The following is a 15,781-nucleotide window of genomic DNA, read 5'->3' as shown; positions in this document are numbered from 1 at the left end:
GTCGGGGCATTTTCATTTACGTCAGGTGGCGCTCATGGCTGGCATCAAGGCCTGAACAGATGGGCATGGCCGGCGCGATACAGCGATGACTCCCCGAACACTTCATTGCCCAGCACCCGGCCTACCAGAATCAGCGCGGTGCGGCGGAAGCCCTTGGCTCGCACCTTTTCTTCGATGTCTGCCAGCGTTCCCTGCGCCCAGTCCTGATCAGGCCAACTGGCCCGATGAATCACGGCAATCGGGCAGTCGGCGCCGTAATGCGGGGTCAATTCCGCGACGATGTTCGCCAAGTGCTGGACTCCCAGGTGAATGGCCATGGTCGCCCGGTGCCGAGCCAACTCGTGCAGCGATTCGCCTTCGGGCATGGCGGTGTTGTTGGCGTATCGGGTCAGAATGACGCTTTGGGAAATGTCCGGCAGCGTCAGTTCGGTCCCGAGCAAGGCTGCACACGCTGCCGTGGCAGTGACCCCCGGGATGATTTCGAATGGAATGTTCAGCGTGCGCAGGCAACGGATCTGTTCACCGATCGCGCCGTAGAGGCTAGGGTCGCCTGAATGGACTCGCGCCACATCCTGGCCTTGTGCATGAGCGGATTTCATCAAGGCGATGATCTGATCGAGGTGAAGCGCCGCGCTGTTGATCACCTGGCTCGCTCGATGCCCCTCCAAGACGGCGGGTGGGACCAGCGAGCCGGCGTAGATGATCACCGGGCAGGTGCGGATCAGACGCTGGCCTTTGACGGTGATCAGGTCAGGATCGCCAGGGCCTGCACCGATGAAAAAAACAGTCATTGAAACTCCGAAGGGCTGAAGCAGGGGCCGACCCCGTTGAACCTCATGTTTCGCGAAGACGTCGGGCTAAGCGTGTAGTGAAGAGGAAGGCGAAACCCGGGCTCGGCTAACGGCCATTGCCAGGGTCGCACGCGTGCTGTGGCGGCGTTCGATCACCAACTCGGCGGGTTGGTGACTCAGGTGTGTGGCCAGCGCCAGGGCCGAACTTTCGGCCACCCCGTAGCAGCCAGTGTGGTTGAAGGAGACCTGCGAGCGGTGGCTGAGACGGGATTCGTAAGCCGCCAATTGCCCCGCATCGAAAAAATGCAACGGCAGTGAAAGGTGTTCGGCGAGCTCAAGCAACCCGGCCTCCGTGGACTTGGTGTCGATGGAGGCGAGGGCGGTGATCTCGTTCAGGGCCATCCGATGTTCGAGCAGCGTGACTTCGACCAACCCCATCAACACCTCCGCCGGGCAACCGCGCTGGCAGCCAAGGCCGATCACGCGGACCGGTCGAGGAGGGCGTGCGCTCATATCGCGGGGTCTAAACCGGCTTGGGTCTGACGGGCGTCCTGGCGGCGGAACAACCACGCGCTGATCAGGCCCATCGCCACCCAGAACAACGCGTTGGTCAACAGCGAAGCCACTTTGAATTCGGCCTCCAGTGCCTCGGGCGCCAGCGCGGCATGCACCTGCGGCTGCGGTGCGCCGATCACGTGTGGCACCACCAGAATCGCGGCGCCGAGCGCTTTCAACAACCCGCCGCGAGCAAACACGATCAATGCCAATCCGACGGCCGTGGATGCTGCCGTACCGATCCACCAGATCTGTCGTTGGGTCAGGTCAGCCGCTGCCGTACCGGGCAACTCGGGCGGCAAGCCCAGCGTGGGCGCCAGGACAAACACCGCGTAACCGGCCAACCCCCACAGCGCGCCCTGACGAACGCCAGTGGGCTCGCGCAAGGTGTACAGCGCCGCCAGCATGAGCGAGAACCCGACCGCGACGACCAGGTTGCCACCGGTGGTGGACAGGACACGCTGCCAACCGTCCTCCGGCTCCCAGGCTTGCTCATCGTGCACATGGCCGCTCATGGCGCCTTCCTCGTGCTCATGCATTTCGGCGGCCGGAGCCTTTTCGTAGGTTTCTGCCTTGAGGATCAACGGCGCGACCCAGAAACTTTGCAGCAACGTCAGGATCAGGGCCGCGAGCAGCCCGGTGAAGCCGGCCGTTTGAGCGATACGCTTGAACATGGGAGCGAACCTCAATGGCAAGGGAAGGCGGAGCTGTGACGGGTATCGTGTGCGGCATTGTGGACGGCCGCGATGTGAGAGAAACCCGCGAAGTAGACCAGGCAGGCGCCCAGTACCATGGCGCTGATAGCGGCGGTCAGGCGTTGGGTCAAGGTGCTGGTAGAAGAGGCGGTATGGCTGGCGGTGCTGATCGACATGGCGGTTCCCTCGTGGTGTTGGCGTAGGGAAGGCGCAAGCGAGCCACGGACGGTCGTCAGTCGCGAACTCAACAGCGCCCGCCCACCGCGGGTTTGTCAGGTGTCAATGTCGGGCCGGTCTCCGGGCTTGCGAGGGGCACCGAAGATGCCTTCAAGAATCGCCTTCCCATATCGCTGACCGACACAGTGGATCTGATCCTTCGCTCGCTTACCGTTGCGGGGGCAGCACCGGACTTGCGCAGAGTCGCCCTCTGCACGCACCGGTTTCCCGTTTCACCCTGTGAAGGGCACCCGTAACAAGGTGTGTAGGAGAGCATGGCGGCGCGCAACCGTCAATTGGCCGCGTCGTCGCCGACGGACACTTCGAGTGAGGTGGGCTCGCAGTGACCCCGCCAGCCTCTGCCGGATGCACATTGACCTCGGCCCGCCCACTGCGTAGCCTTGCGCAGTCGAGGTTCGCCGGCCCGGCCTTGCCTGGGCACCGGCGCTAAGAAGGGAATGTGGTCAATGCCACAGCTGCCCCCGCAACTGTAAACGGTCATGTTCATTGCACAGCCACTGCGCGAGCGGGAAGGCGCGATGAATGCGCCGCCACTGGCTCAGCCAGTGCTGCGCCGCCGTGAGCCAGGAGACCTGCCTCGAAGCGGACGAAACGTCCACGCATTCTCATTACAACCGGGCGGGGTGATCCGGTGGCGAATCGAGCGGCGCGCCTGTCCACAGCGACAGCGGCCCGCAGTCCTCGTCCTGTCTGCCCGCCGCTGTGCCCGAGGGCAATCATGAAAACACTGGCCAAACTCCCCGTCACCATCGTCACCGGCTTCCTCGGCTCGGGTAAAACCACCTTGTTGCGCCATATGCTCGACCACGCCGAGGGGCGTCGCATCGCGGTCATCGTCAACGAATTCGGCGAACTGGGTATCGACGGCGACATCCTCAAGCAATGCACCATTGGCTGTACCGAGGAAGAGGCCACCGGGCGGGTGTACGAACTGGCGAACGGCTGCCTCTGCTGCACCGTTCAGGAAGAATTTTTCCCGGTGATGCAGGAGTTGGTCGCCCGTCGCGGCGATCTGGACCACATCCTCATTGAAACCTCTGGGCTGGCGCTGCCAAAGCCGTTGGTCCAGGCCTTCCAGTGGCCGGAGATCCGCAACGCCTGCACCGTCGATGCGGTGATCACGGTGGTCGACAGCCCGGCGGTGGTCGCCGGCACGTTCGCCGCCTTCCCGGAGCAAGTGGACGCCCAGCGCAAGCTCGATCCCAATCTGGACCACGAATCGCCCCTGCACGAGCTCTTCGCCGATCAACTGGCCAGCGCGGATCTGGTGATTCTGAACAAGGCCGATCAATTGGACGCCGCCGCGCTCGCTGCGGTGCGGGCGGAAGTCGCCGAAGAGCTGCCTGCGGCGGTGAAAATCGTCGAGGCCAGCAAAGGGCAGTTGCCGCTCACTGTGCTGTTGGGGTTGGGTGCCGAGTCAGAATTGCACATCGACGGGCGCAAGACGCACCACGATCACCACGACGGCGAGGACCACGACGATCACGATCACGATGCCTTCGACTCGATTTCCATTGCGCTGCCGCAAGCCGATGAAGCGCTGTTGCTCGACGCCCTGACGCAAGCGGTCGTGCAGCACGGCATTCTGCGGGTAAAAGGGTTCGTGGCCATTCCCGGCAAGCCCATGCGCCTGCTGGTGCAAGGTGTCGGGACACGCTTCGACAAGCACTTCGACCGGCCATGGAAAGCCGACGAGGCCCGCGAAAGCCGCCTGGTGCTGATCGGCCAGGACCTTGACGCCGCCGTGCTCGAAGCTCAATTGCGCCAAGCCATTCAGGGGTAAGGCATGCACCTGCTGCGCACCCAGCCCGGCGGGTTCGTGCCCGACGACAGCATCGCCGACCTCGGCCAGACGCCTGCCGAACTGGTGATCCTGTGCAGCGGTGATTCCCATCTCGCCCTGCTGGCAGAGACCGCACAGCAACTGCCGGAAGATTACCCCACGCTGCGGCTGGCCAACCCGATGCAGGTGCAGAACCACGCCTCGGTGGACCTGTATGTCGACCAAGTGCTGCGCCACGCCAAAGTGATTCTGCTGTCGCTGCATGGCGGGATCGGCTACTGGCGCTATGGGGTCGAGCGGCTGGTGGAGCTGGCTGCGGGTGCCAGAAAGGGCGAGGGCGTCAAACTGATCATGGTGCCGGGGGATGACCGCCCGGACCCCGAACTCAGTGAGCTCAGCACTGAGCCGGCAGAGGATCGCGAGCGCCTGTGGCACTACCTGCGTCAGGGGGGCAAACACAACGCGTTGCAGTTGTTCAATTGCCTGGCCGATCGCTGGCTGGGTAGGGATTACCCCTGGGAAGTCCCGCAGGTGTTGCCCCGCGTCGCTATTTACCATCCTCGAGTGGCTCGCGCTGCGTTGATTGATTGGCAGGCTGAGTGGCGCACCGATCAGCCAGTGGCTGCCGTGCTGTTCTATCGCTCCCACTTGCAAGCGGCCAATACCGCCTTCATCGACATCTTCTGCGAGCGCCTGGTGGCACAGGGGCTCAATCCGCTGCCTATCGCGGTCGCCAGCCTGAAAGAGCCCGCCTGCCTAGCCGCGGTGCAGGACTGGCTCGACGAAGCGGGTTGCGAGATCATCCTCAACACCACCGGCTTCGCCCAGTCGACACCCGAAGCGCCGCATTTACGACCGTTCCGTCGTAATGTCCCGGTGATCCAGGCCATCTGCGCACAGGACAACGAACCTGGGTGGCGCGCCAGTGACCAAGGGCTGGGGCCGAGGGACCTGGCGATGCACATCGCATTGCCCGAACTGGATGGTCGGATCATCAGCCGACCGATCAGCTTCAAGGACCTGGCCTGGCGCAGCGAGCGCAGCCAGGCTGACGTGGTCTGCTACCGCGCCCAGCCCGAGCGGATGGATTTCGTCGCCGAACTGGCGCGGCGCTGGGTCACCCTGGCGCGAACCGCCAACGCCGACAAGCGGGTCGCGCTGATCCTGGCCAACTACCCGACCCGGGACGGGCGCATCGGCAACGGTGTTGGGCTGGATACGCCGGCGGCCGCGCTGAACATTCTCAAGGCATTGCAACAGCAGGGTTACCCCGTGGAAGGCCTGCCGCAGACCGGCACTGCGCTGATTCACGACCTGCTTGGCGGCGTCACCAACGACCCGGACGGTCGTGATCAACGGCCGTGTCATCAAAGCCTGGCGATGGACGACTACCTGGCGGCGTTCCAGGCCTTGCCCGAGGCCAACCAGCGAGCGGTGGTCGAGCGCTGGGGAGCGCCGCAGGACGATCCGATGTGCCGCAACGGCCGCATGATGGTGGCCGGGTTGCGGTTCGGCCTGACCTTCGTGGGCATCCAGCCGGCGCGCGGCTATGACGTCGACCACAGTGCCGTCTACCACGACCCGGACCTGGTGCCGCCCCATGGCTATCTGGCGTTCTATTTCTGGTTGCGCCAGGCATACGGCGCCCACGCGGTGGTCCATGTCGGCAAGCACGGCAACCTGGAATGGCTGCCCGGCAAGGGCGTCGGCCTGTCCGAGCAGTGCTGGCCGGACGCGATCCTCGGACCCATGCCCCATGTCTACCCCTTCATCGTCAACGACCCGGGTGAAGGTGCACAGGCCAAGCGACGCACACAGGCGGTGATCATCGACCACCTCATGCCGCCGCTCACGCGGGCGGAAACCTATGGGCCGCTGCGCCACCTGGAACTGCTGGCGGACGAATATTACGAGGCGCAGCTCCTCGACCCGCGTCGGGCTCGCGAGCTGCAACGGGACATCCTCAAGCTGGTGCGCGAAACCCACCTGGACCGAGAGCTGGCACTGGACGAGCACCTGAACGGTGAAGCCGATGCGGCGATTTGGTTGCCGCGGCTCGACACCTATTTGTGCGACCTCAAGGAGTCGCAGATCCGCGACGGGCTGCATGTGTTCGGTGAGTCGCCCAGCGGCCGTTTGCGGGTCGACACGCTGCTGGCGATGCTGCGTGTACCCCGGGGCGATGGGCGCGGGGCCAATGCCAGTCTGCTGCGGGTGCTGAGCCAGGCGCTCGCGCTGGAATTCGATCCTCTGGACTGCACCCTGGGCGATGCCTGGCAGGGTCCGAAACCTCAGGTTTTACATGAAGTCAGCGCCGAGCCTTGGCGAACGGTAGGTGATACCCGCGAGCGGCTCGAGCTATACGCGTGGCAAATGATCGCACAAGCGCTGGTGGATCCTTCTGCGGTCTACTGCTTCGAAAACAATGAGTTAGAGAGCGTTATTAACGCTGTTTCTCAAACGGTGGCGCCGCGTCTTGACGGCTGCGGTGCTGCAGAGCTCAAGGGATTGCTTGACGCGCTGAGCGGGCGCTTCGTGCCAGCCGGTCCCAGTGGCGCCCCCAGTCGAGGGCGGCTGGACGTTCTGCCGACCGGGCGCAACTTCTTCTCGGTGGACGTGCGCAACCTGCCGACCATGACGGCGTGGCGCATCGGCTTCCAGTCGGCCAACCTCTTGCTGGAGCGACATCTTCAGGACCATGGTGACTACCTGCGTCAACTGGGGCTGTCGGTATGGGGCACCGCAACCATGCGCACCGGTGGCGACGACATCGCCCAGGCCATGGCGCTGATGGGCGTGCGCCCGGTCTGGGCAGCGGGCAGCCAGCGGGTCGATGATTTCGAGATCCTCCCGTTGAGCCTGCTGGACCGGCCCAGGGTCGATGTGACGTTGCGCGTGTCGGGATTCTTCCGCGATGCCTTCGCCAACCTGATCCGGCTGTTCGATGCGGCGGTGCAGGCCGTCGCTGCGCTGGACGAGCCTGACGACATGAATCCGCTGGCGGCCCGCGTGCGCCAGGAGCGCGCGCAATACGAGCAGGAAGGGCTGACTGCGGAGCAGGCGGCAAAGCAGGCGGGCTGGCGCATCTTCGGTGCGAAGCCGGGCGCCTACGGCGCGGGGGTGCAGAACGCCATCGACGGACGTCTGTGGCAGAGCCGCGATGACCTGGCTCAGGTGTACCTCAACTGGGGAGGCTACGCGTATGGGGCTGCAGACGAAGGCACGCCTGCCCGCCAGGATTTCGCCAAACGCCTGAGCCAGGTGCAGGCCGTCGTCCAGAATCAGGACAATCGTGAGCATGACCTGCTGGATTCCAATGACTATTACCAGTTTCAGGGCGGCATGCTGGCGGCGGTGGAAAGCCTCAGCGGCGCAAGCGTTGCCAGCTACCATGGCGACCATAGCCAACCCGACTTGCCGAAAATCCGTACGCTGAAGGAAGAGCTCAACCGCGTGGTGCGTTCCCGCGCGGCCAATCCGAAGTGGATCGAGGGGGTCAAGCGTCACGGCTACAAAGGTGCGTTCGAGATGGCGGCCACCGTGGATTTCCTGTTCGGTTTCGACGCCACCACGGAGTTGATCGAGGATCATCAATACGCGCTGCTGGCGGATGCCTATCTGCTGGACGCCTCGACCCGTGAATTCATCCAGCAGCACAACCCCCATGCCCTGCGAGACATGACCGAACGCATGCTGGAAGCCCAGCAGCGGGGTTTGTGGCAGGCGCCGGGAGCGTACCGCGAAGCGCTGGAAAACCTGCTCTTGGACATCGAGGAGACCTGATGACCCCCTGCACTTTTATGAACTGCGATGCGGTCCGGAGGGCAGGGTCATGCCACGCCCGCGCGCCAATCCGCCTCTCAGCCTTGACTGCCCGGATCTCCAGAGACTGCCACCATGATTGATGTGCCGCATTTTCCTCTCGCCGCTGTCGTGGGCGCCGAAGCGCTGAAACTCGCGCTGTGTCTGACCGCCATTGACCCGAAAATCGGCGGCGTGCTGATCGAAGGGCCACGCGGCATGGCGAAGTCGACCTTGGCGCGGGGGGTGGCGGACCTGCTGGCCAGCGGACAGTTCGTGACCTTGCCGCTCGGGGCCACCGAAGAGCGGCTTGTCGGAACGCTCGATCTGGACGCGGCGCTGGGCGAAAGCCGAGCGCAGTTTTCGCCCGGTGTTCTGGCCAAGGCCGACGGTGGCGTTCTGTACGTCGACGAGGTCAATCTGCTGCCCGACCACTTGGTCGATTTGTTGCTGGACGTGGCGGCCAGTGGGGTCAATCAGGTGGAGCGTGACGGCATTTCCCATCGTCACACGGCGCGTTTCGTGCTGATTGGCACCATGAATCCGGAAGAGGGCGAGCTGCGGCCGCAGTTGCTGGATCGCTTCGGCCTGAACGTCGCCATGAGGGGCCAGACCGCCCCGGCGCAGCGTAGTCAGATCATTCGCCGCCGCCTGGATTTCGATGCAGACCCTCACGCCTTCTGCCTGCACTGGGCAGGTGAGCAGCGTGAGCTGCAGGCCCGTTGCGAAACCGCACGCCGTCTGCTGTCTGGCATTGAACTGGACGATGGCAGCCTGGCGGTCATTACCGAGCGTTGCTTTGCCGCAGGCGTCGATGGTGTGCGTGCCGACCTGGTCTGGCTGCGGGCCGCGCGCGCCCACGCTGCGTGGCGCGGATCATCGGCCATCGCGCTGGAAGACATCGACGCCGTGGCCGATTTTGCCTTGCGGCATCGGCGGCGCACCCTTTCAGCCCCTGAACCGGCAACACCACCTGCAGCGCCCCCTGCGCCCGCGCCGTCGTTGGCGCAAGGCGCCGAACCGGACTCGGCGAGCGGACAGTGGGGGGAAATGCCTGCACAACCGCTCAGCACGGGCCAACGCCGTGAAGTGCCTGCCTGGCCAAAAAAGCCTTAGGCATCCGCCCTCGGCAACGCACGGGGGTGGATGCCAGTCCTCGACCGGGCAGGCTCAGCGGCGGGAGGAGCGGTGCTCGGCGTTCGGGTGTCGAGGGCGCGGTGGCATGGCTGCCAACGTTATTGCGCGGTCGCCCGCAACGGCATGTCGATCTGATTCGGTTGCCACGCACCCGGCGCGAGCAGGCCCTGTGGCTGGTAATCGTCGATGCCTCGGCATCGACTCGGCGCCATCAGGCGCTCAGCGACGCCAAGGGGCTGCTGGCGCAGCTGTTCGAAGACGCCTATCGACAGCGTGTCAGGTTGGCGCTGCTCACCGCCAGCGGCGGGGCGGCCCGCTGGCAGCGCCACGGAATGAAGGCCAGTGCCGCGATGCAGCCCTGGCTGGATGCATTGGGGGCGGGCGGCGGAACGCCGCTGTTCGACGCCCTGGCACAAGCCCGTGATTGGCTGAGCGAGCGCAGTAAACGCAATCCTGGCGAGTCGCAGCGGGTGCTGATCCTCACCGATGGCCGCGTCAAGGATCTGCCGTCGCTGCAGCCAATGAACAGCCCCAGCGTGGTGATCGACATCGAGCGCGGTCCGATCCGTCTGGGCAGGGCCGCGCAGATCGCCCGTGCACTCGAGGCGGACTACCGGCACATCGACGATCCGCAGTGAGCGATTCCGTTCGTCACCCCGCCCGGGACGGCGTGACGATGGCGGGCAGCGTCAAGCGGGCATTGTCCAGGGTTTCAGGCGGTAGCCTTCTTCGCTGATTTCAGCGCGTGCCTGTTCCAGTACATGCGCCAGTTGCTTGGGGTCGGAGTAGGCGCTGCTGGGAATCTGTTTGCGACCAATACGAGTGCTGGTGCGATCGATCACGGTCAGTGTCAGCTCGCCGTTGCCGTCCTGTGGGGACCACGCCACGCACTGGAAGGGTTCGAAGGCGTGACCGGCGATCAGCAAAGCATCGTTGAAGCGCAAAGGGGCGTTCATGGAATGTCCTCAAGTGCCCAAATCAATTCAATCCCCGTCGGCGGGCTTACCGAGCGGCTGGATACCTGTACTGATGACCGCGAACAGCGGAGAAGTCACAAGAGATTTCAACTTTTTTCAATTTATTTACACATCGCGGCGATTTGTCGCATCGGGTTTGCGCGCGTGTCGGCTCCGTCCTATGCCATAGGCCCGCGTCGCCTGCACTTCATCCTTCCCGCCCTTCGCTCAACCCTGTTAAGCACGTTTCGATCTGAGGCTTATAGTGAATCGGTCCAAGCGCGTGTCAAATATTTGCTAATGTAACAATCAGCCTCGCCAAGACACTGTTTCTAAATGTGTTTTCTGTGTGCAAATCCCGTTGCCCTCCGGCGCCAAGGAAACCCGTATGCATGAACTGGCCTCTGTCCGTCGCCTGCTGATCGTCGAACCCTGCGAAGACTGTTTGCGTCTGATTCCTGGCCTGCGCATCGCGGGATGGGAAGTCGACACCTGCGGGTTGGATGAGGCGCTGTCTCATCCGTGTGACGTTGGCCTCATTCGTCTGCTGCCTCAGCATTTCGATCAGCCACAGCGCATCAAGGATCTCATCACCCGCAGCCAGACCGAATGGATCGCGGTGCTGACCGCTGACGACCTGCGTCGGGAGTCCATTGGCGACTTCGTTTGCGAATGGTTCTTCGACTTCCACACCTTACCGTTCGATGTCGCGCGGGTGCAGGTCACGCTTGGGCGCGCATACGGCATGGCCCGCCTGCGTGCGCAGGGGGCTGGGTACAGCGCAGCAGCGGAGCACCAGATGCTGGGTGAGAGTCGGCCCGTTCGCGAGTTGCGTCGTTTGCTTTCCAAGCTGGCCCCAACCGAATCGCCAGTGCTCATCCGGGGCGAGACGGGCACCGGCAAGGCGTTGGTGGCGCACATGCTGCACGAACAGTCGCAACGGAGCGATCAGCCATTCGTTTCAGTCAACTGCAGTGCCATTCCCGAACATCAGCTCGATGTCGAATTGTTTGGTGAAGAAGGTGACACCCACCCCGGTGGTTCGCCGCGCAAACCGGGGCGTATCGAAGCCGCTGACGGTGGCACGTTGTTTCTCGATGAGCTGGGGGAAATGCCCCTGGACGTGCAGGCCAGGCTGCTGCGCTTCCTGCAGGACCGGTATATCGAAACCGCCGGGGGCCGGGTGCTGGTGGATGTGCGGATCCTGGCGGCGACCCATATCGATCTCGAGTCGGCGATACGCAAGAAGCGGTTTCGCGAAGACTTGTATTACCGTCTGAACGTCTTGCAGGTGGGGACTGCGCCCCTCCGTGAGCGGCACGGCGACCTGGCCTTGCTGGCCAATCATTTTGCGCATCTTTACAGCCAGGAAACCGGGCGACGCCCGCGCAACTTCAGTCAAGACGCGCTGGTCGCTATGGGCAAGCACGACTGGCCGGGGAATGTCCGCGAGCTGGAAAATCGCGTGCGTCGAGGCCTGGTACTCGCCGAAGGCCGTCAGATCGAAGCGTTCGATCTCGGGCTGCTCGGTGAAGAGGAAATCAGTTCGAGCATGGGCACGCTGGACGAGTACAAAAGCCGCGCGGAGCGACAGGCGCTGTGCGACGTGCTGACCCGCCACAGCGATAACCTGAGTGTCGCGGCCAAGGTGCTCGGCATCTCGCGGCCGACGTTCTACCGGTTGTTGCACAAGCATCAGATCCGATAATCACCGTTACGCGGCCTTGCCGAGTGCCCCCCGGCCCTTCGGACGCTGGCCAATGGCTTCACGCTTGATTCAGCAATCGTTCCACTGCCGCAAACGCTCGATCCCTGCGGTAGCTCCAACTTCCGTCGATCACCTCGAACCGCTGATGATGCCGTTCCAGCCAGCTCTGGCTCGCGCGGAAGAACGCTCGACGCTCGGAGAGCAACGGCTGGCATCGCTGCCCGTCGCTCACCCAATCGACGCCGTCCGGTGACAACAGCAAGTGCAAGTCATAGCGCCGGGCGAGCAGTTCGGTTTCCAGCCATGGCGGGCAGTCGCCGAACAGTGTCTGGCTCCACAACAGGTTGCTCAGCAGATGGGTATCGAGTGTCAGGAGTGACGGTGCGCCCGACCGGGCGGCATCTTCTCGCGCCAATTGCCCGCGAGCGATGGCTGGAATGTCGGCATAGCAGGTGTCTCGTTGGTGCTCGTCAATGAAGTCGCGCACGTATTCGCCCACCAGCACACCGCCGAAGCGCTGTTGAATCTGCTCGGCCAGCCAGCTTTTGCCGCTGGATTCCGGACCTGCCAATACCAGAACTTTCATCGTGGATCAGCGTGCCAGCGCAGGGTCTGCGCGCCACTCACGCCAACCCTGGACCGCCAGCAGCGTGAACAAAGCATACAAGCCCGCTGTCAGGTACAGCGCTTTATAAAGGAAGAGCCCTACAAAAATGACGTCGAGCACAATCCAAAGCGGCCAGCATTGCACACGTTTCTGGGCCATCCACACCTGGGCGACCAGGCTGAAGCCGGTCAACGCGGCATCCAGCCAGGGCTGCGCGGCGTCGGTGAAATGCGCCATCGCGGCCCCCAGCGCCAGGCTCACGATGGCGCCGATGGCCAGGCTCATCGCCAGGGGGCCGCCGCCCAGCGAGGTGACTTGGCGCACGTCTCTGCGTTCGCCGCGCCGGGTCCACTGCCACCAGCCATACAGCTGCAACACGGCATAGACAACCTGCAAGAGCATGTCGGAGTAGAGCTTCACGTCGAAAAAGATCCAGACGTAAAGCAGCACCATCACCAGGCCAATCGGCCAGCACCAGGGGTTTTGTTTGACCGTCAGCCAGACGGCGATGACGCCGAGTGCAGCGGCGAACAATTCAAGCCCGGACATGGAAGCTCCTGAGGTCGTTGCGCAAGGGGCGGGGATTGTAAGCGCTTTGTTGGCGGTTGTGGTGAGCGGTGCTCGGGAAAGCTCATCAAGGCGCCGTGGGGTTCGAGCGAGGCTAGAGCGATTGTCCCGGAGGTCTGGTAGGATCGCCGCGCCTGCGGGCGGGAGGTGCTGTCTTGACTGTTCATGCGTTTTTTACATCAACCGGTTTATCGTGCGCCGAACAGTGCTCGAAACATATCAAGAGAGCCTTGCCATGAGCGGGCTCCATTTGGGGGAATGATGGATTTTTGGACCGCCGCACAGGCGTTGATACTCGGTGTCGTCGAAGGGTTGACGGAGTTTTTGCCGATCTCCAGCACGGGCCACCAAATCATCGTGGCCGACCTCATCGGCTTCGGTGGAGAACGTGCGATGGCGTTCAACATCATCATCCAGTTGGGGGCGATCCTCGCCGTGATGTGGGCGTTCAGGCACAAGATTCTGGATGTCGCCAGCGGGCTGACCACTCAGCCCCAGGCCAGGCGCTTCACGTTCAACCTGATCATCGGTGTGTTGCCCGCCGTGGTGTTGGGCATGCTGTTTTCGGATCTGATCCACGAATACCTGTTCAACCCGATCACCGTGGCGGCGGCACTGGTCATCGGCGGTTTCGTCATGCTGTGGGCCGAGCGCCGGGAGCATGAGATACGCGCCGAGACCGTCGACGACATGACGTGGGTCGAAGCCCTGAAAGTGGGCTTCGCCCAGTGCCTGGCCATGATCCCCGGGACGTCGCGTTCAGGCTCGACCATCATCGGCGGCCTGTTGTTCGGCCTGTCGCGCAAAGCGGCCACCGAGTTCTCGTTCTTCCTGGCGATGCCGACCATGGTCGCGGCATCGGTCTATTCGGGCTACAAGTACCACGCATTGTTTCAACCGGGCGATTTCGCAGTGTTCGCGCTGGGGTTCATTACCTCATTCGTCTTCGCGATGATTGCGGTGCGAGGGCTGCTCAAGTTCATCGCCACCCACAGTTATGCGGTCTTTGCCTGGTACCGCATCGCGTTCGGCCTGTTGATTCTGGCGACGTGGGCATTCGGCTGGGTCGACTGGTCCAGCGTGCAGGTGTAAGCCGATGAATCAGCCCATCAAGCCCACCCGCGACAGCCATGCCGAGAAACGCCCAGTACGGTTTCTCAAATTCAAGCTGCTGATGCTGGTCGGCCTGTGCGCCTTGCCAGGCTATGGCATGGTCGCCTACGGTCTGCATGGCGGCCATGGGTGGGTTCTGGGCATCTACCCGTTGATGAGCCTGCTGGCGTTCGGACTGTACGGCTACGACAAGCAACAGGCCCGCCGCCAGGGGCACCGCATCGCCGAAAAGTGGTTGCACAGCGTCGAGCTTCTGGGCGGCTGGCCGGGCGCGCTGGTGGCGCAACAAGTGTTTCGCCACAAGACACGCAAGTTCAGTTTTCAGTGGGTGTTCTGGCTGATCGTGCTGATGCATGAACTGCTGTGGGCCGATCAGGTGCTGGCCGGCGGCAACTTTCTCGCACGGCACTTCTATTGAGTCGTTTGCCGGGCAATCAGAGCTTGAGGGCTGCCTGGCGTTTCTTCGGCAGCCGGCTCACCACCAACTGGTGCGAACGTACGAGCGCATCGCGCAATTCCTCGTCGCCCATGGCCAGCGGCACCCTGAGGGTGATCCAGTGCGCTCGGGCCAGGTAAGGGGCAGGGCGGATACCGGGGCGGTCGACGTAGCCGAGAAAGCCTTCCGGCGCGACCTTAAAGGACAGATCGTCCCCGGCCAGCCCCATCACCGCGAACATTTTGGTCTCGGCGATGGAAAAGACGCGCACACCGCCCCATTTGTAATCTTCCCTGGCGCCGGGCAGCGACAGGCAAAAGTGTGCAACTTCTTCAATCTTCATAGGGGTTTTCAAGACAGGGTTTTCAAATAGGCCGCCCCGCGCATTGGTCGAAGGCATGGGTGAGGTGTTCGAGCCAGGCGCGCACTGCAGGCAAGACGCCTCGCCTGTGAGGATAGACCGCCTGTAACCAGGCGGGAGGGCAGTGCCACTGCGGAAGCAGGCGCACCAGCGTCCCTTCGGCCAGTTCCGCTTCGCAATACATCATGGGCAACACCGTGAAGCCCAATCCCGCCAACGCCGCCTGTTTACGCATGGTGAAGTCTTCGACCCCCAGCCTTGCCGGCATCGCCAGGTCGAACCGCTCACCGCTCGCGTTAAACAGCCGCGTCCGTGACAGCCGATCGGGATCGAGGGCGCCGAGGAACGGCAGGTCCAGCAACTCCCGCGGGTGAGTCAATGAGCGCCCTGCGGCGAAATGGGGCGCGGCCACCACCTCGGTCTGCGCTTCCCGCAGGCGCCGGGTGATCAGGTTGGGTTCTTCGTCGTCGGCCTCGCGCACCCTGAGCGCGACATCGATGCCCTCATTGATCAGGTCCACGCGGCGGTTGACCAGCAACAGGTCCAACTGCACTTGCGGGTACTGCTGAAGGAAGGCTTGCACCACTGGGGTCAGCAGTTGGCTGGTCAACCCCACCGGGCTGCTCACGCGCAGGGGCCCTCTCGGCACGCTGGCGGCGCTCGCCACCATCTCATCGGCCAGATCCGCTTCGATCAGCATCGCCTGGCAGTGCCGCAAATAACGTTCACCCAGGGTTGTGAGTTGCAGCTTGCGGGTGGTGCGCTGGATCAGCCGCGTGTCCAGACGTTCTTCCAGTTCGGCGATACGACGGGACAGCCTGGACTTGGGTATTCCGAGCAGGCGACCGGCCGCTGCGAAGCCGCCAGCCTCGACCACTTTGGCAAAATAAAACAAATCGTTGAGGTTTCTGGGGTCGCCAGTGGGCACGTGCTTTTGATTCCGTCGGTTGGGCGGGGGTGACATCATCACCGCACGTCGGCTGCGATGAGCGTCGGGTTGAGTCACCGGTCCACCGCAAGCCAGTCAGGGCACG

The 15,781-nt window shown here is 63.5% G+C and carries 16 protein-coding genes and 2 riboswitches; of the genes, 7 read left to right on the top strand and 9 right to left on the bottom strand.

All coding sequences use genetic code 11. From position 1 onward, the window contains the following. Positions 1 to 44: 44 nt before the first annotated feature. From cobM to DBP26_RS05915, 4 genes are all read right to left on the bottom strand, one after another. Positions 45 to 791, bottom strand: coding sequence for a precorrin-4 C(11)-methyltransferase (gene cobM, locus DBP26_RS05930; protein WP_108236517.1), 747 nt, complete (start codon positions 789 to 791; stop codon positions 45 to 47). 66 nt (positions 792 to 857) lie between these two features. Continuing rightward, positions 858 to 1,304 (bottom strand): cobalamin biosynthesis protein, encoded by a 447-nt coding sequence (locus tag DBP26_RS05925; protein ID WP_108236518.1) that lies wholly within the window; start codon positions 1,302 to 1,304, stop codon positions 858 to 860. After that, entirely contained in the window at positions 1,301 to 2,020 is a 720-nt protein-coding gene (locus DBP26_RS05920) for a CbtA family protein (RefSeq protein ID WP_108236519.1), read from the bottom strand. Before DBP26_RS05920 ends, DBP26_RS05925 begins: the two co-directional genes overlap by 4 nt. 11 nt (positions 2,021 to 2,031) lie before the next feature. After that, positions 2,032 to 2,217 (bottom strand): CbtB domain-containing protein, encoded by a 186-nt coding sequence (locus DBP26_RS05915; protein WP_108236520.1) that lies wholly within the window; start codon positions 2,215 to 2,217, stop codon positions 2,032 to 2,034. A gap of 94 nt (positions 2,218 to 2,311) precedes the next feature. Beyond that, positions 2,312 to 2,527, bottom strand: a riboswitch (cobalamin riboswitch). A gap of 125 nt (positions 2,528 to 2,652) precedes the next feature. After that, positions 2,653 to 2,873, top strand: a riboswitch (cobalamin riboswitch). Positions 2,874 to 2,996: 123 nt separating this feature from the next. Between DBP26_RS05915 and cobW the strand changes: the two genes are divergently transcribed. The 4 genes from cobW to DBP26_RS05895 all read left to right on the top strand — a co-directional run bounded on the left by cobW (position 2,997) and on the right by DBP26_RS05895 (position 9,637). After that, complete coding sequence (gene cobW / locus DBP26_RS05910; RefSeq protein WP_108236521.1) at positions 2,997 to 4,061, top strand: cobalamin biosynthesis protein CobW; 1,065 nt, start codon at positions 2,997 to 2,999, stop codon at positions 4,059 to 4,061. A 3-nt stretch (positions 4,062 to 4,064) separates the two neighbouring features. After that, positions 4,065 to 7,844, top strand: a complete 3,780-nt coding sequence (cobN, locus tag DBP26_RS05905) for a cobaltochelatase subunit CobN (RefSeq protein WP_108236522.1) — start codon at positions 4,065 to 4,067, stop codon at positions 7,842 to 7,844. Between the two features lie 114 nt (positions 7,845 to 7,958). Continuing rightward, complete coding sequence (locus DBP26_RS05900; RefSeq protein WP_108236523.1) at positions 7,959 to 8,978, top strand: ATP-binding protein; 1,020 nt, start codon at positions 7,959 to 7,961, stop codon at positions 8,976 to 8,978. 26 nt (positions 8,979 to 9,004) lie between these two features. Further along, complete coding sequence (locus tag DBP26_RS05895) at positions 9,005 to 9,637, top strand: VWA domain-containing protein (RefSeq protein WP_177411012.1); 633 nt, start codon at positions 9,005 to 9,007, stop codon at positions 9,635 to 9,637. A gap of 51 nt (positions 9,638 to 9,688) precedes the next feature. Here DBP26_RS05895 and DBP26_RS05890 read toward each other — a convergent pair whose 3' ends face one another. After that, complete coding sequence (locus DBP26_RS05890; RefSeq protein ID WP_108236525.1) at positions 9,689 to 9,955, bottom strand: hypothetical protein; 267 nt, start codon at positions 9,953 to 9,955, stop codon at positions 9,689 to 9,691. A 388-nt stretch (positions 9,956 to 10,343) separates the two neighbouring features. Between DBP26_RS05890 and DBP26_RS05885 the strand changes: the two genes are divergently transcribed. Further along, positions 10,344 to 11,663 carry a sigma-54 dependent transcriptional regulator gene (locus tag DBP26_RS05885; protein ID WP_108236526.1) on the top strand — a complete coding sequence of 440 codons (1,320 nt, stop codon included), beginning with the start codon at positions 10,344 to 10,346 and terminating at the stop codon, positions 11,661 to 11,663. Between the two features lie 58 nt (positions 11,664 to 11,721). On the opposite strand, the gene DBP26_RS05880 is transcribed toward DBP26_RS05885, so the two are convergent. Continuing rightward, complete coding sequence (locus DBP26_RS05880; RefSeq protein ID WP_108236527.1) at positions 11,722 to 12,249, bottom strand: AAA family ATPase; 528 nt, start codon at positions 12,247 to 12,249, stop codon at positions 11,722 to 11,724. Positions 12,250 to 12,255: 6 nt separating this feature from the next. Then, positions 12,256 to 12,819: a nicotinamide riboside transporter PnuC gene (pnuC, locus tag DBP26_RS05875; RefSeq protein ID WP_108236528.1), complete on the bottom strand. Its 564-nt coding sequence runs from the start codon at positions 12,817 to 12,819 to the stop codon at positions 12,256 to 12,258. 279 nt (positions 12,820 to 13,098) lie between these two features. On the opposite strand from pnuC, the gene DBP26_RS05870 reads away from it, so the two are divergent. Beyond that, positions 13,099 to 13,929, top strand: a complete 831-nt coding sequence (locus tag DBP26_RS05870) for an undecaprenyl-diphosphate phosphatase (protein ID WP_108236756.1) — start codon at positions 13,099 to 13,101, stop codon at positions 13,927 to 13,929. A 4-nt stretch (positions 13,930 to 13,933) separates the two neighbouring features. Continuing rightward, positions 13,934 to 14,368, top strand: coding sequence for a DUF1294 domain-containing protein (locus tag DBP26_RS05865; protein ID WP_108236529.1), 435 nt, complete (start codon positions 13,934 to 13,936; stop codon positions 14,366 to 14,368). A 16-nt stretch (positions 14,369 to 14,384) separates the two neighbouring features. Here the strand turns inward: DBP26_RS05865 and DBP26_RS05860 are convergent, their stop codons facing one another. Continuing rightward, positions 14,385 to 14,729 (bottom strand): MmcQ/YjbR family DNA-binding protein, encoded by a 345-nt coding sequence (locus tag DBP26_RS05860; protein ID WP_108236530.1) that lies wholly within the window; start codon positions 14,727 to 14,729, stop codon positions 14,385 to 14,387. Positions 14,730 to 14,751: 22 nt separating this feature from the next. Next, on the bottom strand, positions 14,752 to 15,711 hold the full coding sequence (locus DBP26_RS05855; RefSeq protein ID WP_108236757.1) for a LysR substrate-binding domain-containing protein: 960 nt from the start codon (positions 15,709 to 15,711) through the stop codon (positions 14,752 to 14,754). Positions 15,712 to 15,781 lie beyond the last annotated feature (70 nt).

The organism is Pseudomonas sp. RIT409, from assembly GCF_003052515.2.
In the GTDB taxonomy this organism is placed as follows: domain Bacteria; phylum Pseudomonadota; class Gammaproteobacteria; order Pseudomonadales; family Pseudomonadaceae; genus Aquipseudomonas.
Note: the sequence above shows the minus strand (reverse complement) of the source record. Positions and strands in the feature narration are given on the sequence as shown.